The organism is Nocardiopsis dassonvillei subsp. dassonvillei DSM 43111 (assembly GCF_000092985.1).
GTDB classification, from domain to species: Bacteria; Actinomycetota; Actinomycetes; order Streptosporangiales; family Streptosporangiaceae; genus Nocardiopsis; species Nocardiopsis dassonvillei.
The window spans coordinates 180,836-205,080 of sequence record NC_014211.1 but is presented as its reverse complement, the minus strand read 5'-3'; the positions used below and the strand labels follow the sequence as shown (position 1 = coordinate 205,080).

General features: G+C 69.2%; 25 protein-coding genes. 10 read left to right on the top strand and 15 right to left on the bottom strand.

Going from position 1 to position 24,245, the window contains the following annotated elements:
* Window positions 1-2 precede the first annotated feature (2 nt).
* The 13 genes from nuoK to NDAS_RS24965 all read right to left on the bottom strand — a co-directional run bounded on the left by nuoK (window position 3) and on the right by NDAS_RS24965 (window position 13,999).
* A complete protein-coding gene (nuoK, locus tag NDAS_RS25025; protein WP_013156051.1) occupies window positions 3-302 on the bottom strand; it encodes an NADH-quinone oxidoreductase subunit NuoK in 300 nt (99 codons plus the stop codon).
* A complete protein-coding gene (locus NDAS_RS25020; RefSeq protein WP_013156050.1) occupies window positions 290-1,339 on the bottom strand; it encodes an NADH-quinone oxidoreductase subunit J in 1,050 nt (349 codons plus the stop codon). Before NDAS_RS25020 ends, nuoK begins: the two co-directional genes overlap by 13 nt.
* Entirely contained in the window at window positions 1,336-1,893 is a 558-nt protein-coding gene (gene nuoI, locus NDAS_RS25015) for an NADH-quinone oxidoreductase subunit NuoI (protein ID WP_013156049.1), read from the bottom strand. The genes NDAS_RS25020 and nuoI overlap by 4 nt, the downstream gene beginning before the upstream one ends.
* The gene (gene nuoH, locus NDAS_RS25010; RefSeq protein ID WP_013156048.1) at window positions 1,886-3,259 is read right to left on the bottom strand and encodes an NADH-quinone oxidoreductase subunit NuoH; all 1,374 of its coding nucleotides are present in this window, start codon (window positions 3,257-3,259) and stop codon (window positions 1,886-1,888) included. Before nuoH ends, nuoI begins: the two co-directional genes overlap by 8 nt.
* On the bottom strand, window positions 3,256-5,748 hold the full coding sequence (locus NDAS_RS25005; protein WP_013156047.1) for an NADH-quinone oxidoreductase subunit G: 2,493 nt from the start codon (window positions 5,746-5,748) through the stop codon (window positions 3,256-3,258). Before NDAS_RS25005 ends, nuoH begins: the two co-directional genes overlap by 4 nt.
* On the bottom strand, window positions 5,745-7,064 hold the full coding sequence (gene nuoF / locus NDAS_RS25000; protein WP_013156046.1) for an NADH-quinone oxidoreductase subunit NuoF: 1,320 nt from the start codon (window positions 7,062-7,064) through the stop codon (window positions 5,745-5,747). Before nuoF ends, NDAS_RS25005 begins: the two co-directional genes overlap by 4 nt.
* Window positions 7,061-7,807: an NADH-quinone oxidoreductase subunit NuoE gene (gene nuoE / locus NDAS_RS24995; RefSeq protein WP_013156045.1), complete on the bottom strand. Its 747-nt coding sequence runs from the start codon at window positions 7,805-7,807 to the stop codon at window positions 7,061-7,063. The genes nuoF and nuoE overlap by 4 nt, the downstream gene beginning before the upstream one ends.
* Complete coding sequence (locus NDAS_RS24990) at window positions 7,804-9,099, bottom strand: NADH-quinone oxidoreductase subunit D (RefSeq protein ID WP_013156044.1); 1,296 nt, start codon at window positions 9,097-9,099, stop codon at window positions 7,804-7,806. The genes nuoE and NDAS_RS24990 overlap by 4 nt, the downstream gene beginning before the upstream one ends.
* 43 nt (window positions 9,100-9,142) lie before the next feature.
* A complete protein-coding gene (locus tag NDAS_RS24985) occupies window positions 9,143-9,883 on the bottom strand; it encodes an NADH-quinone oxidoreductase subunit C (RefSeq protein WP_013156043.1) in 741 nt (246 codons plus the stop codon).
* A gap of 1 nt (window position 9,884) precedes the next feature.
* Complete coding sequence (locus NDAS_RS24980; RefSeq protein WP_013156042.1) at window positions 9,885-10,430, bottom strand: NuoB/complex I 20 kDa subunit family protein; 546 nt, start codon at window positions 10,428-10,430, stop codon at window positions 9,885-9,887.
* A gap of 259 nt (window positions 10,431-10,689) precedes the next feature.
* The gene (locus NDAS_RS24975) at window positions 10,690-11,049 is read right to left on the bottom strand and encodes an NADH-quinone oxidoreductase subunit A (protein WP_026114451.1); all 360 of its coding nucleotides are present in this window, start codon (window positions 11,047-11,049) and stop codon (window positions 10,690-10,692) included.
* A 283-nt stretch (window positions 11,050-11,332) separates the two neighbouring features.
* Window positions 11,333-12,637, bottom strand: a complete 1,305-nt coding sequence (locus tag NDAS_RS24970; RefSeq protein ID WP_013156040.1) for a geranylgeranyl reductase family protein — start codon at window positions 12,635-12,637, stop codon at window positions 11,333-11,335.
* Between the two features lie 651 nt (window positions 12,638-13,288).
* Entirely contained in the window at window positions 13,289-13,999 is a 711-nt protein-coding gene (locus NDAS_RS24965; protein WP_013156039.1) for a demethylmenaquinone methyltransferase, read from the bottom strand.
* A 200-nt stretch (window positions 14,000-14,199) separates the two neighbouring features.
* Between NDAS_RS24965 and NDAS_RS24960 the strand changes: the two genes are divergently transcribed.
* The 8 genes from NDAS_RS24960 (at window position 14,200) to NDAS_RS29025 (ending at window position 21,906) form a co-directional block, all read left to right on the top strand.
* Window positions 14,200-14,487 carry a hypothetical protein gene (locus NDAS_RS24960; RefSeq protein WP_013156038.1) on the top strand — a complete coding sequence of 96 codons (288 nt, stop codon included), beginning with the start codon at window positions 14,200-14,202 and terminating at the stop codon, window positions 14,485-14,487.
* 43 nt (window positions 14,488-14,530) lie between these two features.
* A complete protein-coding gene (locus NDAS_RS24955) occupies window positions 14,531-14,902 on the top strand; it encodes a DUF6507 family protein (RefSeq protein ID WP_013156037.1) in 372 nt (123 codons plus the stop codon).
* Window positions 14,903-15,050: 148 nt separating this feature from the next.
* Complete coding sequence (locus NDAS_RS24950) at window positions 15,051-18,101, top strand: DNA/RNA non-specific endonuclease (RefSeq protein ID WP_210745357.1); 3,051 nt, start codon at window positions 15,051-15,053, stop codon at window positions 18,099-18,101.
* 227 nt (window positions 18,102-18,328) lie between these two features.
* Window positions 18,329-18,586 carry an antitoxin YezG family protein gene (locus tag NDAS_RS29405; protein ID WP_126625034.1) on the top strand — a complete coding sequence of 86 codons (258 nt, stop codon included), beginning with the start codon at window positions 18,329-18,331 and terminating at the stop codon, window positions 18,584-18,586.
* A 145-nt stretch (window positions 18,587-18,731) separates the two neighbouring features.
* On the top strand, window positions 18,732-19,613 hold the full coding sequence (locus NDAS_RS24940; protein ID WP_013156034.1) for an immunity 49 family protein: 882 nt from the start codon (window positions 18,732-18,734) through the stop codon (window positions 19,611-19,613).
* A gap of 257 nt (window positions 19,614-19,870) precedes the next feature.
* Window positions 19,871-20,128: an antitoxin YezG family protein gene (locus NDAS_RS28770; RefSeq protein WP_126625033.1), complete on the top strand. Its 258-nt coding sequence runs from the start codon at window positions 19,871-19,873 to the stop codon at window positions 20,126-20,128.
* Between the two features lie 146 nt (window positions 20,129-20,274).
* Window positions 20,275-21,168: an immunity 49 family protein gene (locus NDAS_RS24930; RefSeq protein WP_013156032.1), complete on the top strand. Its 894-nt coding sequence runs from the start codon at window positions 20,275-20,277 to the stop codon at window positions 21,166-21,168.
* A gap of 270 nt (window positions 21,169-21,438) precedes the next feature.
* The gene (locus NDAS_RS29025) at window positions 21,439-21,906 is read left to right on the top strand and encodes a hypothetical protein (protein ID WP_013156031.1); all 468 of its coding nucleotides are present in this window, start codon (window positions 21,439-21,441) and stop codon (window positions 21,904-21,906) included.
* Between the two features lie 19 nt (window positions 21,907-21,925).
* On the opposite strand, the gene NDAS_RS24920 is transcribed toward NDAS_RS29025, so the two are convergent.
* Both NDAS_RS24920 and NDAS_RS24915 read right to left on the bottom strand, forming a co-directional pair.
* Window positions 21,926-22,309, bottom strand: coding sequence for a hypothetical protein (locus NDAS_RS24920; protein ID WP_013156030.1), 384 nt, complete (start codon window positions 22,307-22,309; stop codon window positions 21,926-21,928).
* An 11-nt stretch (window positions 22,310-22,320) separates the two neighbouring features.
* Window positions 22,321-22,767 (bottom strand): ATP-binding protein, encoded by a 447-nt coding sequence (locus NDAS_RS24915; RefSeq protein WP_232051625.1) that lies wholly within the window; start codon window positions 22,765-22,767, stop codon window positions 22,321-22,323.
* 324 nt (window positions 22,768-23,091) lie between these two features.
* Here NDAS_RS24915 and NDAS_RS24910 point away from each other — a divergent pair, with 324 nt between their 5' ends.
* A complete protein-coding gene (locus NDAS_RS24910; RefSeq protein WP_126625031.1) occupies window positions 23,092-23,928 on the top strand; it encodes a helix-turn-helix domain-containing protein in 837 nt (278 codons plus the stop codon).
* Complete coding sequence (locus tag NDAS_RS24905; protein ID WP_013156027.1) at window positions 23,915-24,100, top strand: DUF397 domain-containing protein; 186 nt, start codon at window positions 23,915-23,917, stop codon at window positions 24,098-24,100. The genes NDAS_RS24910 and NDAS_RS24905 overlap by 14 nt, the downstream gene beginning before the upstream one ends.
* The last annotated feature ends 145 nt before the right edge of the window (window positions 24,101-24,245 follow it).

Genomic DNA, 24,245 nt, shown 5'->3' with positions numbered 1-24,245 from the left:
TTCTAGTGCTTGAGCAGGTTGGCGTCATCCAGCGACGCCGACCTGCGGGTTCGGAAGATCTGCATGATGATCGCGAGGCCCACGACCACCTCGGCGGCGGCGACGACCATCACGAAGAAGGCGATGACCTGCCCCTCGATGTCCCCGTGCATCCGGGCGAACGCGACGAACGCCAGGTTGCAGGCGTTGAGCATCAGCTCCACGCACATGAAGACGATGATCGCGTTGCGCCGGACCAGGACGCCGACGGCGCCGATGGTGAACAGCAGCGCCGCGAGGACGATGTAGTTCATCGGGTCCACGAGGACTCGACCTCCTGCCCGTTGCCGTTGCCGTTGCGCGGCCCGTCCGCGTCGTCGGGACCGTCGGGGCCCACGGCCCCGCCGCCGCCCTCGTCGGCGTCGTCCTCGGCCGCGACCCTCGTTCCGTTCCCCACCCGGTTCCCGGGCCTCTCCGCGGCGGGCCGGGCCCGGTCGTCGGCGACCGGCTCGGCCGTCTTGGAGTCGGCCGAGTCCGAGGCCCCGCCGGGCAGCGGGGCCTGGCCGGCGCGCACGGTCTCGGGCACCCGGGACTGGTACTCGGGGGCGCGGGCGGCCAGGACGGGGTTGAGCGAGAGCTGGGAGACCGTGCCGTCCGGCAGCAGCGCGGGCATGTCGATCGCGTTGTGCCGGGCGTAGGTGCCCGGTCCCGGCAGCGGGGTCGGGTGGTCGCCGCGGATGCGGTCCTCGGCGATCTCCCGCTGGGTGCGGCGCTTCTTGGTGCGGGCGGTGTGCGCCAGGACCATCGCGCCCAGGACCGCGGTGATGAGCAGCGCGCCGGTGGCCTCGAAGGCGACCACGTAGCGCAGCAGCAGCTCGCCCGCGATCCACGGGATGGTGCCCCCGGCCGCCGCGGCGCCCTCGGTGAGGCCGACCGGGTCGCCCACGGCGATGCGGGTGATGCCCGTGGTCAGGGCGCCGACGAAGCACAGGGCGACGACGGCCGTCATGAGGCGCTGTCCGCTGAGCGTCTCCACCAGGGAGTCGGCCGAGCTGACGCCGATGAGCATCAGCACGAACAGGAACAGCATGAGGACGGCGCCGGTGTAGACGACGATCTGCACGACCATGAGGAAGGGCGCCGCGTTGATGCCGTAGAAGATCGCCAGGCCGACCATGGTCAGCGCCATGGACATCGCCGAGTGCACGGCCTTGCGGGAGAAGACCACGCCCAGGGCGCCGAGGAGGACCACGGCGCCCAGGATCCAGAACGCGGTCGCCTCGCCGCCGCCGATCGGCGCGGCCAGGTACAGCGGCTGGTCGGACGGCGGGGCGGCGTGGACGCTGGTGAGCGGGTTCAACGGACCGCCTCCGGGGTCTCGGGCGCCTCGTGCCCGTCCTGCGAGCCGTGCTGGCCGCGCCCGGTGGCGTAGTAGTCCTGCTCGGTCTCGCCCAGGCGCATGGGGTGGGGCGGCTGCTCCATGCCCTCGCGCAGCGGGGCCAGCAGCTGCTCCTTGGTCCAGATCAGGCTCTGCCTGCTGTCGTCGGCCAGCTCGTACTCGTTGGTCATCGTCAGGGCGCGCGTGGGGCAGGCCTCCACGCACAGCCCGCACAGGATGCACCGCAGGTAGTTGATCTGGTAGACCCGGCCGTAGCGCTCGCCGGGCGAGTACCTGTCGTCGTCGGTGTTGTCACCGGCCTCCACGTAGATGGCGTCGGCCGGGCAGGCCCAGGCGCACAGTTCGCACCCGATGCACTTCTCCAGGCCGTCGGCCCACCTGTTCAGCTGGTGCCGTCCGTGGAAGCGAGGCGCCGTGGGGCGCTTGACCTCCGGGTACTCGACGGTCGGCACCTTCTTGAACATCGTGTGGAAGGTGACACCGAAACCCTTGACGGGGTTGAGCCACTCAAGCACCGGTAACCTCCTCACCCTTCTTGTTGCGGTCGGCGGCGGCCGGGGCCGTCCGCGGCGGTTCGGCGAGCACGCTGCTGCCGTAGTGCGGTGCGGCGCTCGGCGGAACCGGGAAGCCGCCGAAGGCGGGTTCCCGGTGCGCCCGGCGGGCGTTCTCCGCGCGCTGGCGGGCCTCCTCGGCGCGCTCGCGGCGCACGTGGCGCAGCCAGGCGGCGAAGGCGGCCACGGTCGCGGCGGTGAAGGCGGCGATCACCACGCCGACGACCAGCGGGGAGGCGCCGTCCAGGACGAGCATCCGCACGACGGCGACGGCGGTGATCCACACCAGCTGGATCGGGATGAGCACCTTCCAGCCCAGCTTCATGAGCTGGTCGTAGCGCACCCGGGGCAGGCTGCCGCGCGCCCAGATGAACAGGAACATCACGCAGACGAACTTGAGCAGCCACCACAGGGCGGGCCACCAGCCCTCGTTGGCGCCCGGCAGGATCGCCGCGATCCCGGGCGGGGCGAGCCAGCCGCCGAGGAAGAGCGTGACGGACACGGCGGCGACCGTGCACATGTTCACGTACTCCGCGAGGAAGAACATCGTGAACTTCATGGACCCGTACTCGGTCATGAAGCCGCCGACGATCTCGCCCTCGCCCTCGGCCAGGTCGAAGGGCAGCCGGTTGGTCTCGCCGACCATCGTCACCAGGTAGATGAGGAAGGACGGCAGGAGCAGCACGGCGAACCACAGTCCGCGCTGGGACTCGACGATCCCCGAGGTGGTCAGGGTCCCGGACATGATGAAGACCGCGACGAAGGACAGGCCCATCGCGATCTCGTAGCTGATCACCTGCGCGGAGGCGCGCAGGCCGCCGAGCAGGGCGTAGGGCGACTGGGAGGCCCAGCCGCCGAGCACGAACCCGTAGACCCCCAGCGCGGCGGTGGCCAGGACCACCAGGGCCGCGACGGGCAGGTCGGTGAGCTGGAGCGGGGTGATGACCCCGAACAGGTTCACCTCGGGTCCGATCGGGATGACCGAGAAGGCGATGAAGGCGGGCACGGCCGCGATCATCGGCGCGGCGATGTAGACGAACCGGTCCACCCCGCGCGGGATCAGGTCCTCCTTGAGGGAGAGCTTGATGCCGTCGAAGAGCGACTGGAACAGGCCGAAGGGGCCCATCCGGTTGGGTCCGTGGCGCTGCTGCATCCGGCCCATGACCTTGCGGTCGGCCATGATCATCATCAGCACGCAGATCATGAGGAAGACGAAGATCGCCAGCGCCTTGATGGTGGTGATCCACCAGGGGTCGCCGCCGAAGGCGCTCAGCGTCTCCTCGGAGGCCAGGTGGGCGGTCACGCCCGGACCGAGAGCGGCGGGGGTCACTGCTGCCTCCCGTGGGTGCTGGCGGACCCGTTGCTACCGGTTCCGGTGGTGGTGGACGCGGACAGCAGGACGGTCTGCCCCGCGCCGCCGCCCAGGTCGCGGGGAACGTCGCACCCGTCGGCGTTGGCCGGGAGCCAGACGACGCGGTCGGCGATGTCGGTGACGATGACCGGCACGGTCACCGATCCGCGGGCTCCGGTGACGTGCAGGGTTCCGCCGTCGGGGACGCCGATCTCCTCGGCCGTGGCCGGGGACAGGTAGGCGCGGGCCTGCCGGGCGGTCCCGGCGAGGTAGGGCTCGCCGTCCTCCATGCGGCCGGTGCCGAGCAGCTGCCGCCAGGTGGACAGCAGTGCCTGGCCGGGTTCGGGCCGCACGACCTCGACGGGCCGCACGCGGGGTCCGTCCGCGCGCTCGCCGGTCCACAGACCCAGCTCCATCAGTTCGCCGTAGGCGGACGCGGCGTCGGGCAGGCCCAAGTGCACGTCCATCTGGTCGGCGATCGCGGAGAGCACCCGCAGGTCGGACAGCGCGCCGGGCACCTTGAGCGCGTCGCCGAAGGGCCGGTGGCGGCCCTCCCAGTTGACGAAGGTGCCGGACTTCTCGGCGACGGCGGCCACCGGCAGCACCACGTCGGCGCGGTCGGTGACGTCGCTGGCGCGCAGTTCGAGGCTGACGACGAACGGCACCCGGGCCAGGGCCGCGCGGGCGGCGTCGGGGTCGGGCAGGTCGTCCAGCTCCACCCCGGCGACGACCAGGGCGTCCAGCTCCCCGGCGGCGGCCGCCGCGAGGATGGCGGCGGTGTCGCGGCCGGGGGTCTCGGGCAGGGAGCCCACGTTCCAGACCTGGGCGACCTCGGCGCGGGCGGAGGGGTCGGCGACCGGTCGGCCTCCGGGCAGCAGGCCCGGCAGCGCTCCGGCGTCCACGGCCCCGCGCTCCCCGGCGCGGCGCGGCACCCACACCAGGCGGGCGCCGGTCCGCTCGGCCAGGGCCGCGGCGGCGGTCAGGGCGCCGGGCACGGCGGCCAGGCGCTCGCCCGCCATGATGACCGCGCCCTCCTGGTTCAGGGCCGCGACGACGTCGGGGTCGTCGGTGTCCAGGGCGTTGAGGACGCGGGCCTCGTCGCCGGGGACGGCCCGGACCAGGGTCCCGTGGGTCTTGGTCAGGCCCAGGCTGGCGTGGGAGCCGACCGAGTAGACCTTGAGGCCGCGCTTGCGCACTCCCTTGCGCAGCCGCAGGAAGACCAGGGGCGACTCGTCCTCGGGCTCGAACCCGGCCAGCAGGACCGCGGGCGCCTTCTCCAGGGCGGTGAAGTCCACGCCGACCGGGGTCCCGGCCACGTGGGCGGCCAGGAAGTCGGCCTCCTCGGGCGAGTGCGCGCGGGCGCGGGCGTCCACGTCGTTGGTGCGCAGGGCCACGCGGGCGAACTTGGCGTAGGCGTAGGCGTCCTCGTAGGTGAGGCGGCCCCCGGTCAGGACGCCGACCCGGCCGCGCGCGGCGGCCAGGCCCTGGGCGGCGACGCCGACCGCCTCGGACCAGGAGGCGAACTCCAGGGCCCGGGACTCCCCGTCGCGCACCAGCGGGCGGGACAGGCGGTCGGACTGGGTGGTGTAGCTGAACGCCCACCGGCCCTTGTCGCAGTTCCACTCCTCGTTGACCTGCGGGTCGTCCCCGGCCAGGCGGCGCATGACCTTGCCGCGCCGGTGGTCGGTGCGCTGGGCGCACCCGTCGGCGCAGTGCTCGCACACGCTGGGCGTGGACACCAGGTCGAAGGGGCGCGACCGGAACCGGTAGGCGGAGCCGGTGAGCGCGCCGACCGGGCAGATCTGCACGGTGTTGCCGGAGAAGTAGGACTGGAAGGGCTCGCCCTCGGCGATGCCGACCTGCTCGTCGGCGCCGCGCTCCATCAGCTCGATGAGCGGGTCGCCCGCGATCTGCGCGGCGAAGCGGGTGCAGCGGGCGCACTGCACGCAGCGCTCCCGGTCCAGCAGCACCTCGGTGGACAGCGCGATCGGCTTGGGGAAGGTCCGCTTGACGTCGACGAAGCGGGTCTCGCCCTGCCCGGTGGACATGGCCTGGTTCTGGAGGGGGCACTCGCCGCCCTTGTCGCAGACCGGGCAGTCCAGCGGGTGGTTGATGAGCAGGAACTCCATGATCCCGCGCTGGGCCTTCTCCGCCACCGGGGAGGTCAGGTGGGTGTTGACCACCATCCCCTCCATGACGGTGATGGTGCAGGAGGCCTGCGGCTTGGGCATGCCGCGCCCGTTGCCCATGTCGGGGATCTCGACCAGGCACTGGCGGCAGGCCCCGACCGGGTCCAGCAGCGGGTGGTCGCAGAACCTCGGGATCTGGATGCCGAGGAGTTCGGCGGCCCGGATCAGGAGGGTCCCCTTGGGCACCTGGACCTGGAACCCGTCGATGGTGACGGTGACGAGGTCCTCGGGCGGCGGCGCGGGCGCGGCTCCGCCGGAGGAGTTGGAGGTGACGGTCACTGCTGTCCTCCCGTCGTGGTCGGCCGGTCGCCCCAGAGGGTGGCCCGGGAGTGGTCGAAGGGGCAGCCGCCCCGCTCCACGTGGTCGATGTACTCCTGGCGGAAGTGCTTGATCGAGGAGGTCACCGGGCTGGTCGCGCCGTCGCCGAGGGCGCAGAAGGAGCGGCCGAGCAGGTTGTCGCAGATGTCCAGGAGCTTGTCGAGGTCGGCCTCGGTGCCCTGCCCGTTCTCCAGCCGGTCCAGGACCTGGACCATCCAGAAGTTGCCCTCGCGGCAGGGCGTGCACTTGCCGCAGGACTCGTGGGCGTAGAAGGCGATCCAGCGGCCGACGGCCTTCACCACGCAGGTCGTCTCGTCGAAGATCTGGAGGGCGCGGGTGCCGAGCATGGACCCGGCGGCGCCCACCGACTCGAAGTCGAGCGGGGTGTCCAGGTGCTCCTCGGTGAAGATCGGCGTGGAGGAGCCGCCGGGCGTCCAGAACTTGAGCCGGTGCCCGGGCCGCATCCCGCCCGACATGTCGAGCAGCTCGCGCAGGGTCACGCCCAGCGGGGCCTCGTACTGGCCGGGGTTGGCCACGTGCCCGGACAGGGAGAAGAAGCCGAACCCGGCGGACTTCTCGGTGCCCATGGACGTGAACCATTCGGCGCCGTTGGCCACGATGCTCGGCACGCTGGCGATGGACTCGACGTTGTTGACCACGGTCGGCGAGGCGTAGAGCCCGGCGACCGCGGGGAAGGGCGGCTTGAGCCGGGGCTGGCCCCGGTAGCCCTCCAGGGAGTCCAGCAGCGCGGTCTCCTCACCGCAGATGTAGGCGCCCGCCCCGGCGTGGACGACGACGTCGAGGTCGAAGCCGGTGCCCAGGACGTCCCTGCCGAGCAGCCCGGCCTCGTAGGCCTCGGCGACGGCCCGGCGCAGGCGCCGGATGACGTGCAGGACCTCGCCGCGCACGTAGATGAAGGCCTGGCTGGACTTGATCGCGTACGCGGCGATCGCCACCCCCTCCACCAGCACGTGCGGATTGGCGAGCATGAGCGGGATGTCCTTGCAGGTGCCCGGCTCGGACTCGTCGGCGTTGACGACGAGGTAGCGCGGGTTGGGGTTGTCCGCGGGCAGGAAGCCCCACTTCATCCCGGTGGGGAACCCGGCGCCGCCGCGACCGCGCAGGCCGGACTTCTTGACCAGGTCCACGATGGCGTCGGGCTCCATGGCCAGCGCCTTGCGCAGCGCGCCGTAGCCGCCGGTGGCCCGGTAGCCCTCCAGGGTGAAGGAGTCGGGGCGGTCCCAGTCGCGCGACAGGATCGGGGTCAGGGTGGTCACTTGGCGTCCTCCTCACCCTGTTCGCGGGGCGGAAGGTTGTCGGGGTCCGGAGCGGTCCAGCCGCGCTCCCTGGCCAGCCTGAGTCCGGCCAGGGAGGGCGCGGCGGCCTGGACGCCCTCGCCCGCGCGGCCGTCCTCGAACCCGGCCAGTACGCGGGAGGCCTGCTTCCAGGTGCACAGGCTGGCGGGGCCGCGCGTGGGCGCGACGTCCCTGCCCAGGCGCAGGTCGTCCACGAGCCGCTTGGCCGTGTCGGGGGTCTGGTTGTCGAAGAACTCCCAGTTGACCATCACGACCGGCGCGAAGTCGCAGGCCGCGTTGCACTCGACGTGCTCCAGCGTGACCTTGCCGTCCTCGGTGGTCTCGTTGTTGCCGACCCCCAGGTGGTCCTTGAGGGTCTGGAAGATCTCGTCGCCGCCCATCACCGCGCACAGGGTGTTGGTGCACACGCCCACCTGGTAGTCGCCGCCGGGGCGGCGGCGGTACATGGTGTAGAACGTGGCGACCGCGTTGACCTCGGCGAGGGTGATGCCGAGCTGGTCGGCGCAGAAGCGCATCCCGGCCTTGCTGACGTGCCCCTCCTCGGCCTGCACCAGGTGCAGCAGCGGCAGCAGCGCCGAGCGCGGCCGCGGGTAGCGGCCGATGATCTCCTTGGCCTCGGGCTCCAGCCGAGCGGTGACCTCGGCGGTGAAGGCCTCGCGGGGCTCGGCCGTCGCCGCGGTCTCGGTGGTCTCGTGCTCGCTCACCGGTCCACGCCTCCCATCACCGGGTCGATACTGGCCACGGCGGCGATGACGTCCGCCACCGTTCCCCCCTCGCACATGGCCGCGACGGCCTGCAGGTGGGTGAACGAGGGGTCGCGGAAGTGCACGCGGTGGGGGCGGGTGCTCCCGTCGCTGACCGCGTAGCAGCCGAGTTCGCCCTTGGCGCTCTCGACGGCCGCGTAGGCCTGGCCCGCGGGGACCCGGAAGCCCTCGGTGACCAGCTTGAAGTGGTGGATGAGCGCCTCCATGGAGCCGCTCATGATGTGCGCGATGTGGTCGGGCGAGTTGCCCAGGCCGTCGGGCCCCAGCGCCAGCTTGGCGGGCCATCCGATCTTGGCGTCCTGGATCATCACCGGGCCGGGCTGGAGCTTGTCCAGGCACTGCTCGATGATCTTCAGGCTCTCCTCCATCTCGGCCATGCGCACCCGGTAGCGGGCGTAGACGTCGCCGCCGTCGGAGACGGGGACGTCGAACTCGTAGCCCTCGTAGCCGCAGTAGGGCTTGGCCTTGCGCAGGTCCCAGGCCAGGCCGGAGGCCCGCAGCAGCGGGCCGGTGACGCCGAGCGCCATGCAGCCGGGCAGGTTGAGGTGGGCCACGTCCTTGGTGCGGGCGAGGTAGACGGGGTTCTCGTCCAGGAGCTTGCGCATGACGGCGATGCGCTTGGGCATCTCCTTGAGCAGCTCGCGGACCTTGCCGGCCGCGCCGGGCGGCAGGTCCTGGGCCACGCCGCCGGGGCGGATGTAGGCGTGGTTCATCCTCAGGCCGGTGACCAGCTCGAAGATGTCCAGGATCATCTCGCGCTCACGGAAGCCGTTGGTCATGACCGTGGTCGCGCCCAGCTCCATGCCGAAGGTCGCCATCGCCACGAAGTGCGAGGCCATCCGGTTGAGCTCCATCATCATCACGCGGATGACGCTGGCCCGCTCGGGGACGCGGTCCTCGATGCCGAGCAGCTTCTCGACCGCCAGGCAGTACGCCGCCTCGTTGAACAGCGGCGTCAGGTAGTCCATGCGGGTCACGAACGTGGTGCCCTGCGTCCACGTCCGGTACTCCATGTTCTTCTCGATACCGGTGTGCAGGTAGCCGATACCGACGCGCGCCTCGGTGCAGGTCTCACCGTCGAGGGTGAGGATGAGCCGCAGGACGCCGTGCGTGGAGGGGTGCTGGGGTCCCATGTTGACGACGAGGCGTTCGGCGCTGGTGGCCTGCGCCTTCTCGATGACGTCGTCCCAGTCCCCGCCGGAGGCGTCGATGTAGTCCTCGGTGATGGTCATGCCGGGCCTCCCTCTGTGACGGAGTGCGTGGGGTTGGCGGGGCTCACTTGTAGGACCTCCGCTCGTCCGGCGGGGGCACGGTGGCTCCCCTGTACTCGACCGGGATGCCGCCCAGCGGGTAGTCCTTGCGCTGGGGGTGGCCGTGCCAGTCGTCGGGCATCTGGATGCGGGTCAGCGCCGGGTGGCCGTCGAAGACGATCCCGAAGAAGTCCCAGGCCTCGCGCTCGTGCCAGTCGTTGGTCGGGTAGACCGACACGATCGAGGGCACGTGCGGGTCGGCGTCGGGGCAGGTGGTGGCGACGCGGATCTCGCTGTTGTGGGTGATCGACCGGAAGTGGTAGACCGCGTGCAGCTCCCGGCCGGCGTCGTCGGGGAAGTGCACGCCCGTCACGCCCAGGCACAGCTCGTAGCGCAGGGCGGGCTCGTCGCGCAGCAGGCGGGCCAGCCTCGGCAGCGCCTCGCGGCGGGTGTGGAAGGTCAGTTCGCCGCGGGCCACCTCGACCCGCTCGACCGCTCCGGCGTCCTCTCCCAGGGCGGCCTCCAGGTCGTCGGCCACCCGGTCGAAGTCGGCGGTGCGCGCGTCCTCGGGGTCGGTGTAGGGGCGCTGGCTGCGCACGGGAGCGCTCCCCCGCACCTGCAGGCGGCCGAAGCCGGAGGTGTCGCCGGTGGTCGTGGCGCCGAACATCCCGGTGCGCCGGACCGGCGCGGCCAACCGCTCGCGGCCCAGCTTGTCGGGGAGGTTGGCCGCTTCCTCGTCGCGTTCGCGTTCGTTGTCGGTACTCATGTCAGTCCTTGCTCACCAGCGGCAGCGAACGGCGGAGCATCCGCTCCTCGTTCTCGGTGATCTCCTGCTCCCGGTGGGCGCCGAGCTTGGTGTTCTGCACCTTGTCGTGCAGCTTGAGCACGGCGTCCAGGAGCATCTCCGGCCGCGGCGGGCAGCCGGGCAGGTACATGTCCACGGGGACGACGTGGTCCACGCCCTGGACGATCGCGTAGTTGTTGAACATGCCGCCGCTGGAGGCGCACACGCCCATCGCGATGACCCACTTGGGCTCGGGCATCTGGTCGTAGATCTGGCGCAGGACGGGGGCCATCTTCTGGCTCACCCGCCCGGCCACGATCATCAGGTCGGCCTGGCGCGGGGTGGCGCCGAACTTCTCCATGCCGAACCGCGCCAGGTCGTAGTGCGGGCCGCCGACGGACATCATCTCGATGGCGCAGCAGGCCAGGCCGAACGTGGCGGGCCACATGGAGCTCTTGCGGGCCAGGCCCACGACCTGCTCGACGGTCGTGAGCATGATGCCGCTGGGCAGTTTCTCCTCGAGTCCCATCAGACGCTCTCCTCCTCCGGGCTGGGCTGCTGGGTGTGCTCTGCGGTCGGCGCTTTGCCGCGGTGGTCCGCGTTCGGGCGTCGGCGGGGTTCTGGAGGTCTCAAAGCGCCTGTCCGAGGAACGAGGACTGGCGCGTAGAGGCCGAAGGTTCCCGCCCTCGGGACGCCCGAACAAGGGAGGAACTGCGCCGTAGGCGTCGGTTGAGGGTGGTGGCGGGTGACGGGTGGGCAGCGGAGCGGAGGCCCAAGGCGAGCACTGTTCAGTCCCATTCGAGGCCTCCCCGGCGCCACTCGTAGGCGTAGGCGATGGAGACGTTCACCAGGAAGAGGACGATCGCGACCAGTCCGAACCAGCCCAGGGCGTCGAAGTGCACGGCCCAGGGGATGAGGAAGATGATCTCGATGTCGAAGACGATGAACATCATGGCCGTCATGTAGTACTTGACGGTGAACCGGCCGCCGCCCGCGGGCTGCGGCGTGGGCTCGATGCCGCACTCGTAGGCCTGCATCTTGGCGCGGTTGTAGCGCTTGGGCCCCAGGACCGCACCGGCGACCATCGACACCACGACGAACGCGGCGCCGATCCCGCCGAGCACGAAGATCGGTGTGTACAGCTCCACGCTCACCCTCCTCCTGGCTGCTGGGCACGCCCGCGCGGCGTGCCGGGAGCGCTTGTGATTGCTTTCACTTGTGCGGGCTCATCTCCGGTCGTCCCGTGTGTCCTGTTGTGGAGCCGGGCTCGACCGCCCGGTGGGTTGTGTGTCACGGCTGGGTCGGCGCCCCGTGTCCCGGGGGCCTCGGCGCCGCGGCGCCCGGCTGTCGGCGCTCGTGCGGCTCCGGTCCTCCCCGGGAGGCGGCGCCCCCGTCCGGGCGGGTCCGGGCGCGGGCGCCCGGACCCGCCCGTCAGGCCGCGGGGGCGATGCGGGACAGGCCGTTGATGACCCTGTCCATGGCGTCTCCCTGCGTGGGCTCGGTGAGGTTGGCCAGCATCTTCAGCACGAACTTCATGAGGGTGCGCTGGCGCAGGCCGTACCTGGTCGCGTACTTCATGAACTCGGGCTGGCCGATGACCTTCACGAAGTAGCGGCCGAGCGTGTAGTAGCCGCCGTAGGTGTCGGCGAGCACGTCCGGGTAGCGCAGCAGGGCCCGCTCGCGGGTCTGCTGGGTGGGTCTGCCGTGCGCCTGCACGATCACGTCGGCGGCGATGTTCCCGGCCTCCATGGCGTAGGCGATGCCCTCGCCGTTGAAGGGGTTGACCATGCCGCCCGCGTCGCCGACGAGCATGAGGCCGCGGGAGTAGTGCGGCACCCGGTTGAAGCCCATGGGCAGTGCGGCGCCACGGATGGCGCCCTTCTGGTTGTCCTCGGTGAAGCCCCACTCCTCGGGCATGGACTCGGTCCAGCGGCGCAGGAGCTTGCGGTAGTCCATGTCCTGGAAGGACGCGGTGGAGTTGAGGATGCCCAGGCCGACGTTGCTGGTGCCGTCGCCGACGCCGAAGACCCAGCCGTAGCCGGGCAGGAGGACGTCCTTGTCGCCGCTGCGGTCCCACAGCTCCAGCCAGGACTCCAGGTAGTCGTCCTCGTGGCGGGGGCTCTCGAAGTAGGTGCGCACGGCCACGCCCATGGGCCGGTCGTCGCGCTTGCGGATGCCCATGGCCACGGACAGCCGGGAGGAGTTGCCGTCGGCGGCCACGACCAGCGGCGCCCGGAAGGTGACGGGCTCGCGGTCGGCGTTCTTGGCCCGGACTCCGACGATGCGGTTGCTGCGCTCGTCCATGAGGGGGCCGGTGACGGTGGTGCGCTCCAGGAGCTTGGCCCCGGCGGCCACCGCGCGGTTGACCACGATCTGGTCGAAGTCGTAACGGGTGCGCACGAGGCCGAAACCCGGGTAGGCGGCCAGGTCGGGCCAGGGCAGCTCCAGGCGGACGCCCGCGCCGATGATGCGCAGGCCGTGGTTCTTCATCCACCCCGGGTCGTCGAAGGTGACACCCATAGCGGTGAGCTGCTTCACCGCGCGGGGGGTGAGTCCGTCTCCGCAGACCTTCTCCCTCGGGAAGGAGGTCTTCTCCAGGAGCAGGACGTCCAGTCCTGCCTGGGCAAGGTAGTAGGCGGTGGTGGAGCCGGAGGGACCTGCGCCGACCACGATCACGTCGGCGTCGTACTCGGTCCGCTCCCGGCCTCGGGGAGAGGAGGTGGCTGTCTCGCTCACGGGTGGGTCCTCGACTGCTCGCGCGGATGCACCGTGGCGGGTCTGCCTGCGGGATGGACCCGCTCACGGGGGGAGTTGTATGGGTGCTGTGGGGAGTCCGTTATGTCCGACATAGAGGCATGTGTCCTATACCTCCTAGACTTGTGAAGCACTTCACAAGCCCTTTTCGGCAGTCTAGACCCTCCCGCAGTCGGAGGCGAGTCCCCGGGGGGTATTCAGACGGCCTGCTACCAAAGGGGATATAGGCCCCAGAAGGCTTCACACGCCCCGAACAACGTCACGCTCCGCGAGAGCCCCAGTTCAGAATGGTGACCACTGCCCCAGGCGCCACACGGGCAACACGAAAATCCCGAGGAGCGGGGCACTCCTCGGGATTACGAAATTTTTATGCCTGGTGTGCCCCGGCCGTGCGGGGTCCGCGGGACGAACTCGGCGCGAGACCGCGGGACTCGCGGGGACGGGCCCCGGGGGGGTTCGGTGGCGCGGTCGGGGAACGGCCCTCCCGGCGTGGCCGCCGCCGGAGACGACCCCGGCCGCGAACATGGAGCCAGGAGCAGAACGCGACGCCAGGAGCGGGATCAGCGCGAGCGCGATACCTCTGGCGCTTCCGACACCCCTGGCGTCACACCCGAAACGTTCCGGACCGTGCCGCTACTTGTCGCGGAAGCCTCGGTGCAGCGCGACGATCCCCGTCGACAGGTTGCGCCAGGCCACCCGCGACCAGCCCGCGTCCTGGAGGCGGCGCGCCAGCTCGGGCTGCTTGGGCCAGGCCATGATCGACTCGGACAGGTAGTCGTAGGACTCGCCGCTGCCGGACACCATGCCCGCGATCTTGGGCAGCGCGCCCATGAGGTAGGTGGAGTAGAGCCGGTCCACGAACTCGACCGGGATGTGGCTGAACTCGCAGATGACCATCCGCCCGCCGACCTTGGTGACCCGCCGCAGCTCGCGCAGCGCCTGGTCCACGTCGTTGACGTTGCGCAGGCCGAAGGAGATCGTGACCGCGTCGAAGGTCTCGTCGGCGAAGGGCAGGTGCAGGGCGTCGCCCGCCACGAAGGTCACGCCGCCCCGGGAGGCCCCCCCGCGCCGCCGCACCCCGGCGCGGAGCATGCCGAGGGAGAAGTCGCAGGCCACCACGCGGGCGCCCTTCCTGACGAAGGACTCCGAGGAGGTGCCCGTCCCCGCCGCCAGGTCCAGGACGAGTTCGCCGCTGTAGGCGTCGACCGCGTTGACCGCGGCCTTGCGCCAGATGCGGTCCTGGCCCAGCGAGATGACGTCGTTGACGAGGTCGTACCTGTCGGCGATGCCGTCGAACATCGCCGCGACGTCCTGGGGCTTCTTGTCGAGTTTGGCGCGGGTCATGGGCACAAGACTAAGGGTGCGGCCCGAGCGCCCCGACCCCGCGGGTCCGTACGGAGCGGACTCCCTGGCGCGAAGCGGACAACCCCTGGGCAGAAGGACTGTCCGCGCGCAAGAATAGGGTGTGCGCGAGGTTTCCCGAACCACCGAGGGCCTTCGGACGTCACAAGGAACGGACACGGCCCGGCCGAGAGGGGGAGTACATGAAGTTCGACCTGGTGGAGCCGAGCGACGAACAGGCCGTCCTCGACGAGGATCTGCCCGAGGCCTCCGACGGGGGCGCCGCCCGCGGCGTCCACCCCAGGCTCGTCATGGCCTCCGCGCGGATGCGCTCCCGGCTCCGGGACGACCTCGCCGCCCTGCACGCGTCCCTGGGCATGCTCAACGAGCAGATCCAGGCCGTCCAGCGCCGGGAGGAACCCGCGTCCGCGGACGCGGCGCCGCCCGCCAACTTCCGCGCGGGCGCCTTCTCGCGCCCCGGCGACTCCTGAAGCCCCCGAGAGCTCCGAGAGCCCCTGAGAGGAGAGTGTCCGCATGTCCGGGTGGAACATCCAGCCCGCCGAGGTGGGCGCCGTGCTGACCAGCGTCGCCGGATACATCGGCGAGGAGGGCGGCAGCGACGGCCTCGTCGGCGCGATGACCTCCGCCGAGAACCTGATCACGGCCATCAACGAGGAGGCGAACAGCACGCCCGTCAGCGTCGCGCTGGGCGAGTTCGCCGAGCACAACTTCGGGCTCATGGGCGACATGGCCGGACTGGCCGTGAGCGCCGTGACCAACACCAGCACAGCCGTCACCCACTACTTCAACGGCAACATGGAGATGGCCGCCGAGGCGCAGGAGAACGCGGGCGTGATCCCCGAGCCCGAGCCGCCCCGGCAGTACGGGCCCCACGCGCCCGTGTAGCGGGTTCCGCCACGGTCGCGGCGCCTTCCCCTCCCGGCCCCTCCCCCGACCCCGATCCCCCGTTCCTCCTTCCCGCGGTCCCCCGGCCCCGAGGACCCCCGACGCGTTCTTCCCTCAGCTCCCAGACGGAGGCACCCCCGTGACCGAGATGTGCACGCCCACGGGCGGCCTGATCAACCCCGCGGCCTTCCCCATTCCGACCGCCAGTCCCGCCACCCTGGAGAGACAGGCGCGGGACCTGCGCCGGGAGGGGGCCAACGTGGCAGGAATCGGCGGCGACATCAAGAGCGCCTGGGCGGGGCTGTCCACGTGCTACTCCGCGCCCGAGGCCGAGACCCTGTACGCGGTGGTGGACCCGGTCGCGACCGACGGCGACAAGGTGGAGACCTCCTTCGACAAGGCCGCGAGCGCGCTGGAGACCTTCGCCGAGGCCGTCCGGGACATCAAGGGCAAGTGGTCCACGCTCAAGAGCGACTCCTACACCTTCCTCAACTCCATCGAGGGCGACGACGACTGGCGCGAGGCCGACGGGTTCGTCGACAGCCTCCTGGGGCGCGAGAGCGAGAAGGTCGGGGAGCACCAGGCGCTGCTCGACCGCGCGGACGCGCTGCGGCGCGAGTACGAGGAGGCCGAGCGGGCCTGCGCCAACGCGATCAACGCCGACATCCCCGACCGCACCAACTTCGTCGCGGGCGACGGCGACGGGGAGTCCGCGCCGGGCGAGTTCGAGCACGGCTACGACGGGTACCTCGGCGACGTGGCCATGGCCTGGGGCGGTCCCATGGAGACCGACCACGGCTGGTGGGTGGACGCGGGTGCGGCGGTGGGCGACTTCTTCGTGGGGATCGCGGAGGACGTCGGCGGCATCACCGGGATGTACAGCTCCGAGGGCTGGTTCGAGATGTCCTGGGGCGACGCCATGTGGGAGTACCACGAGGGCAACCTCCAGTCCCTGGCGTCACTGGCGGGCATGTACGACTCCGAGAGCGACAGCTGGGGCTGGTCGGGCTGGGACACCGTCGGCAACGCCTGGAAGGACGCCGCGCACGCGGTGGTGCCCTGGGAGGAGTGGAGCGAGCGGCCCGGCTACGTCATCGGGACCGCCCTGCTCAACATCGGCGCGACCGTGGGCGGCGCCGCCCTGACCGCGACCGGCGTGGGCGCGGTCGTGGGCGTGCCGCTGATGGCCTGGCGCGGTTCGGCCATGCTCAACAGGATGGGCGGGGACGGGCCGAGCGTCCCCGACGTGGACGTGCCGGACATGAGCCGGATCAACCTGAGCCTGCCCCGGTTCGGCAACGTCTCCCTGGCGGATCTCAGGATCGACCTGGGCCAGCTCCGGGAGGGCGCCTTCAGCACCTCCCGGCTGTCGGAGATGCAGAACCTGCTGAGCAGGTTCACCGGCGGGGGCTTCTTCGGCGGCGGGGACGACCCGGGCGGCAACGGTTCCGGTGGGGACGGGAACGGCTCCGAGGGCTCCGACAGCCAGCGCGTCGCCAACCACCACGGCGACGAGGAGGGCGGCCCGGCCGACACCCGGCCCGCCGTGAACCCGACCACGCGTGAACTCGACGACAGCCGGGAGCTCCTGGAGCTGCTGACTTCGCATCCGGACTCCGCCGAGCTGGGCGACCTCGGGCGCAGGGTCCTCGGTGGGGAGGGAGGCGACAGCGACGCCCCCCGGCCGAACCGTTCCGGGCAGCCCGACCTGGAGGAGCTGGGCCTGGACCCGTCCCTGGAGGCGGTGTTCAGCGACATGAACGCGCACGCCTCGGACTACCCGGCGTGGGAGGCCAACCAGTCCCCGGACGGCCCGGAGTCGGGGAGGGTTCCCGCCCTCGTCGGCGGCGGGAACAACGACACGTTCGAGGGCAGCCAGGACGTCTCCAACCCGCCGTCGTACGACCGGGTGGACCTGACCGGCACCGGCGGCGACGGTCCCCAGCGCTTCCCGGACGACCACCGCGACGCGGACTTCGGCGACGACGGCCCGCAGATGCGGGACCGCACGCCCCTGGTCACCAACAGCACCGGCGGCAACGGCAGTGACACGCTGGACACCGGGGGGAACTCCCGTGGCGGCACGGACGTCCTGGACGGGTCCGGCGACGGCGGTGGCAACACGCACAGCGCGGGCGGCAACGGACGGGGCCCCGGCGACACGCGGCCGGGCAGCGCCGGAGGCGACATCCTCGGCGGCCGGGGCGGCCAGAACGACGGCCCGGAGAACACCCCGATCAGGAACCAGCCCGACCTGCGACCGGAGAGCACCGACCCCGGGGTCCGGGAACTCCTCCCCAGGGACGGCCTGCGCTTCGGCGAGATCAGGGACGACAACGGCAATGTCAGCAACCGCATTCTGGAGCCGAACAGCAGGTACAGGCTCTACGAACCGGGCAGCGACCTCCACACGGACTACGTCACCGACGCCGATGGGAACATCAGGGAGATCCGGACCGAGTCCAAGGGCTGGAACTCCGAGCATCCGGAGTACCTCAACCCCAGGCCGGACATGACCTTCAACGTGGACGGCTACACCTACAGGACCGACGAGTACGGCCGGACGGTCTCCGTCGAGGGAACGCTGCACAAGGAACCGAACGTCCGCAACGAAAACGAACAGTCCAAGGTCAACAGCCAGGGCTCGGACTACTACGAACAGCTGAACCAGAAGATCCGCGATGACTTCGAAACGGCGAACGGCCGTCCGCCGGAAGCGGGTGAGGTCCCCCAGTACCAGGACATCCAGTGGGACGGCGGCCACCTGATCGGGTACGCGGAGTTCTTCGGTATCGGCGAGCGCCTGAACATGGTCCCGATGCGGTTCGACGTGAACCAGAACAGGACCGAGACCGCTCTGGATGACATCCCCGAAGAAGTACGGGGCGGCATCGAGGGAAGTTACCGGAACATCGAGCGCTCCTGGCGTGGAATCATGCGCGACAAGGGCTCCTGGCATGGATTCACCAACCCCAAATTCAATGACGGGAGCTGGGACGCCGCCCTCGCACTGAATCCGAATAACCCCAAGATCGACGTTAAGATCACTAACATCTACGACCCCAGCCTGCCACCGGTGTACGACAAGTCCGGAAACCGTCACTTGCCACCGCCGAGCAGGATTGAGGTCGAATGGGTCCTCAACGGGGTTAGAATGGAAAACCGAGAGTACAACAACGTACCACCCCTCGTGGACTAGGGAAGGAATTAAGTCTCATGGTCAACCATCACTTCCAAAGAGGCCATCTAACCCCAGATGAGCAACAGGATATCCTGACGCAAATCGGGGCACGGATCCTTGACCAAGCCCCCGACGGATGGGCAAAGATCGTCTACACCAGGAAATCCGTTATCGAACAGTCTACGAGCACCCTCGTCGTTGAATTCGAGGACGGAACCAGTCAGAGGGAGTCCGTTCCGAGCGGCATGGGTCTGATGATCGACGACCTCAGGGCGGGGATGTACCAGGAGGGCAAGGGCACCTGGTTCTCCTTCGAGTACGTCATCACCCCGCCCGGCAGGTTCAACGTCACCTACAACTACGACGAGGACCCCGGCATCACCTTCCCCACCGCCTTCGGCTACACCAACGACCTCAAGTACTTCCCGCGCGACGAGGAGTACATGACCGACTGGCTTCGCGAGAAACTCCAGGAAGAGGCCGAGGGTCGGGCAATGGAATAAACATTCTGTTTCTTGCTTCGGCCGTGTCCTGCGGGACGCGGCCGAAGAACCTCGTTTTATACCCGTGGCGATGAACTGCTACGGGCGGAAGGAGGAGCTCGGGGAGGCACTGTCGCCGGACCTTCGACTTGTCTGAGAAGGCCTCATGACCACCTATATCTCCCGACACTGCATCGAACACGGTGTCAACCAGCAGTTCCTCAACCTCAAGATCGAGGGAAACACGCAGCAGATCCGGAACTTGGAGCAGGACTGCTCCAACATTGACCTGTCTCTCACACCGGCCTACCGAGTCGCTGAGCTCTCTCTCCTGCTGGAGCCCACAGCTGCGACGGTGGAGACTTGGGAAGCGTGGACCAAGGCGATGCAGCTCCACGGCGCTGTCTTCGCCGTCTCCGAGGCGGAGGAGGGGACACAGGTCGCGTACCTGATCGACCATGAGGTCCGTGCGCTCACTGCGCCCGGGATGCTCCACTGCGCCGACCCTGCCACGTGGGAGAAGGCGTTCTACCTGGCGGTCGTCTGCCGCGACAACGCCCGCGCCGACGCCCTGTGCCGCGTCCCCGTGGAACACCTGCGCCGCGCGGCCGAGGGCGCAAAGGTGCGGTACAACGAGTACAGCTACCACTGGATCGCCGCCCTCCAGGCCTACGTCAACGGCACCGATGACCTGGTCCGTGAACTGCGGTCGGCCATGGAACTGTCCTCTCCCCGCAGTGGCGCCTTCGGCGGCGAAGCCCTTGATCTGCTGATCTTCCCGAAGATGGAGGTCTTCCGCCGTCTGCTGATGGGAGACTCCACCAAGTTCAACGAAACGCTCGTCTTCGCTCTGGAGGGCTTCAAGAGCTACCACACCCGCGAGGACGCCCCGCCCGGGGCCCAGGGCATCGTTCCGCTCGGGCTGCTGGCGTGGGCCTGCCTGGCTTACGACAAGTCCCAACGCGGCGACTTCTCCCTCGACGTGGAGTCGGAGTACCTGCCCAAACACCTCGTACAGCGATCCTGGTACGGCGAGTTCCCCGTCTAAGAACCTACGGCGGAATCCGAGGAACCGCCCCGGCTACGGAGGACAACCGAGCGATGAGCCATTTCCAGCACGGACATCTGGGACCGGAAGAGCAGCAGAAGATCCTCACGCAGATCGGTGGACGCATCCTCGATGAAGCCCCCGAAGGATGGACACGAATCGTCTACACGGAAAAGGCGGTTATCGACCATTCGACCGGTTTGATCATCGTCGAGTTCGGGGACGGGACGACCTGTCGGAAATCTCCTCCATCCGGCATGGGCATGATGATCGACGACCTCAGAGCGGGGATGTACCAGGAGGGCAAGGGCACCTGGTTCTCCTTCGAGTACGTCATCACTCCACGCGGCAGGTTCAACGTCACCTACAACTACGACGAGGACCCCGGCATCACCTTCCCCACCGCCTTCGGCTACACCAACGACCTCAAGTACTTCCCGCGCGACGAGGACTACATGACCGACTGGCTCCGCGAGAAACTCCAGGAAGAGGCCGAGGGCCGGGCAATGGAATAAAGATTCTGTTTCTTGCTTCGGCCGTGTCCTGCGGGACGCGGCCGAAGAAACCCCGTTTCATACCCGTGGCGATGAACGGCTACGGGCGGAGTAAGCAGTTCGGCGAGCCTCTGTCACCAGATTTTCGACTTGTCCGAGAAGGCTTCATGAACACTTATGTGCCCCGGCACGACCTGAACCGCGAGCCCGAGGAAGAGATTTGGGAGCTGAACAAGCTCAATCGCGAAGCTTGGTCGGCTCGGTTGGACACCGAGGACGCCAGCACCATCTACTTCTCCCTGACCACGCTCTACCTGAACGCGATGTACAGCGTCCATTCGGACCCTGATGCGGCTCAGGTGGACACCTGGGAGGCCTGGACCACAGCGATGCAGATGCACCACGCCATGTTCGCGATGACCACCAACCCACCGGGCACCGAACTCGAACTCATGGTCAACCACCAGGTTCGACACCCCCAAGCCACCGGGCCGCGTTACTGCACCAACGCCAGCAACTGGCTCACGGCTTTCTTCCTCGCCGTCGTCTGCCGCGACCAGCAGCGCTACCGTCAACTGTGCGAGATCCCTGTCGACCGCCTGCGCGAGGCCGGGGAGAGCGAAGGAACCCAGTACAACCCCTTCACCTACCACTGGATCTCCGCGCTCCAGGCCTTCGTCCTCAACCGCCCCGGCCTGGGTGAGGAACTCCTGGCCGCGATGGAACTATCCGCCCCCGACCGAGTGGACATCGGCTCACCCGAGCTGATGGAGATGATCGTCTTCCCCCCGATGAACACCTTCCTGCGCCTGGTCGAGCGCGACACCGAGAAGTTCAACGACGCCCTCGCCCAAGGCCTGGAGCTATTCCGCACCTACCAGACCTCCGACGCCGAACGCACCAGAGACATTGAAGGGGTCGTGTCCCTGCCCCTGCTCGCCCTGGCCTGCCTGGCCTACGACACCGATCAGGTCGACCCGGACTTCCGCCTGGAGGTCGAGTCCGGTTACCTGCCCAAGCACCTCGTACAGCGATCCTGGTACGGCGAGTTCCCCGTCTAAGAACCTACGGCGGAACCCGGGATCCCCGTCAGGGCAGGAACTGCACCACTCCCCCGCTCCGAGGAGAACGTACCGGAACGGCACGCGTAGAAGGTGTGCAGCACTGGCGAGGACTCCACATAAGCAGTGCCCAGTGGCAGTATCAGTCCCATCACGTACTGGCCTCGCCACCGGCGCCCGGCGTGGCGAGAGCGTGATGGCGCACCCGGTGTCCGACCCCGCCGTTACCCTCACGCACAGACGCCATGACCACCGCGAAAGCGAGACCCGATGCTCGGTCCCTATACCAGGAAGGGCGGGCTCAGCCCGGAGGAGCAGCAGGAGATCCTCGTCCAGATCGGTAGCCGTATCCTCAGCGAGGCACCGGAAGGATGGAAGAGCCTGACCTACCGGGTCCAGACCGTCATCGAGCACGCAAGCAGCGAACTCATCGTCGAGTTCGGGGACGGTACCAGTCGCCGAAAATTCCCTCCCGCTGACATCAGTCTCATACGAGACAAACTCAGGGCGGGGATGTACCAGGAGGGCAAGGGCACCTGGTTCTCCTTCGAGTACGTCATCACCCCGCCCGGCAGGTTCAACGTCACCTACAACTACGACGAGGACCCCGGTATCACCTTCCCCACCGCCTTCGGCTTCACCAACGACCTGGTCTACTTCCCGCGAGACGAGGAGTACATGACCGACTGGCTCCGCGAGAAACTCCGGGAAGAAGCCGAGGGCCGCGCGATGGAGTAACCGGCGCGGGGACCGGTCATCAGTGCGCGGTCCCGTGTCCGTGTCCGCGTACCAACGCGCTCGGCGGGCGCGGCCGGGGGACCCCGACGGTGCGGCTGCCGTCGGCGGGCAGCGGGCACGGGTGGCGCATCGGGCGGATCGAAGACCACACGCACCCCGCGACCGGGCAGCTCCAGTAACCGCCGGCGGCCCCCGCCACCTCGCGCTCCACTTCCCGCAACCGCTCCACCAGCCCGGCCGGGGACGGCGCGGCCTGCCACGGCACGGCCTCCGGCCCCAGGTAGAAGGCCGTGTAGACCCGCATCGACGGACTCCACATGACCGTCCACAGCCGCCCGCACCGCCGGTCGAGCATCCGCGCGGTCTCGTACCGGTCCAGGTCGTCGGCGCGGTTCCAGCCCACCTCCGCCGCCCTCACTTCAGCGGGCGCGTGCGCGGCCGGTCCAGCTCGAACCACACCGTGGTGCGGCCCCCTTCGTGGAGGGTTCCCCACCGGCTGGACTCCGCGGCCACCATGCGCAGGCCCCACCCGCCCACGCCGCCACTGATCTCCCCCTCACCGCCACCTGTCCCACCCGCACCGCGCGCCCCGCCCGTCCCTCCCCCACGGACCGGCACGACCGGGCGCAGGTGCGGCGAGGGGGCGTGCGCGTCGTGCGGGCCCTGGTCGATGACCTTGATCTGGACCCGGCCGGGGAACCGGTTCACGATCACGGTGACCTCTCCGCCCGCCTCACCGCTGCGCGAGTGGGCGAGGGCGTTGTTGAACAGTTCACTGGCCAGGGCCAGGGCCGTGTCCGTGAGTGCGTCCGGCAGCACCGCGCCCAGACGCCTGCGCAGCACTCGCGCCTGGTCGGGCACCCCCGGCAGTTTCAGCGCGTGGTTCGGGTGATGCTGCGATATCCGACCCAGCACGATCGGCGCCCGTGCTTCGGAGTCGGTGACCCGCCGCGGCAACGGGTCGGAATGACGATTAGTACCGCTTTTACCAGGATTGATACGGATCACCACACCCACCTGAATTCCCTTTCCGCGCCGCCGCGCCCATCGCGGCGCGCGGCACCACCATGAACAACGGCTGTTCGGGCGCGCCAGGGATATCACCGAACGGTCACACTTCGTCGTTCTCCGCCCTATCGGGTCGCGCCTGGGTCTTGCATGGGTGATGACGGTGATAGCCCGGACATGGGAGTCGTAATGGGCCGCAAGTTGGACCCCAAGCGCGTGCGCCTGGGAAAGAAGCTCAGGAGCGTTCGTGACTCGGTGGGGATGCAGCAAACCCAGGTCGCCCGGGCATTGAAGGTGACGCAGTCCACCATGTCGTCCTGGGAGTGCGGCAAGCGCAAGCTGCCCGTCGAACAGGCCGAGAGGCTGGACGAGCTGTTCGGCTCCTCCGGTGCGATAAAGCAGGCCTGGAACACCGCGAACACGCCCGACGCACTACCGCCCTGGTACACCGAGGTCGGCCAGCTGGAGCGCGAGGCGGTCGAGCTGCGCGAGTACCAGCCGGTGATCTTCCCGGGACTCGTGCAGTGCGAGTCCTACACCAGGAACCTCCTCACTGACAGTGCCCCGTGGTTCTCCGCGAAGGAGATCGGGCAGATGGTGACCCTGCGATTGGAGCGCCAGGAGGTGCTGGAGGGCGAGAACCCGCCGCTGGTATCAATCGTGCTGGAGGAGGCGGTGCTCCGCCGACACGTCAGGGGCGGCCGGAAGGTTCTGGGCGCGCAGATCGCGCGGGTCCTGACCCTGATCGACGAGGAGAGAATCCGTGTCCAGGTGATCCCCGCCGAGACCGAGTGCCACCCGGGCGGTTCCGGGCCGTTCTGTCTCTACACCTTCCCTGACAAGCCCACGATCGCCTCCGCGGAGCACATGAAGGGCGAAGCAGTCATGGATGACATGATGCAGGTGCAGCACTGCGCGATGCTCTTCGGAGTTCTCCAGTCGGAGGCGCTGTCGCCCCGTGCGAGCCGGGATCTGATCAGGAAGGTCAAGGAAGAACTCGATGACGAAGCGTGAACCCCACTGGCACACGAGCAGTTACAGCGGTGCCGAAGGCCGTTGCGTCGAGGTAGCCGAGGGGCAGACGGTCCTCGTCCGCGACACCCAGAACCGCGAACACGGCCACCTCGACTACACCCCCGAGGCCTGGACCGCGTTCCTGAGCTGCACCTCCCTCACAAACTCCTAAAAACGGGACATAACAACGGCCGACCAGTATTCTGGTCGGCCGTTTCCTCATTTCCCCCCACATTACTCCCCAGTATTTTGGCATTCCACTCCCACCACCCCTTATCCTCTCTCTCGAACACACAACTCAAATGACCCCGCGACGG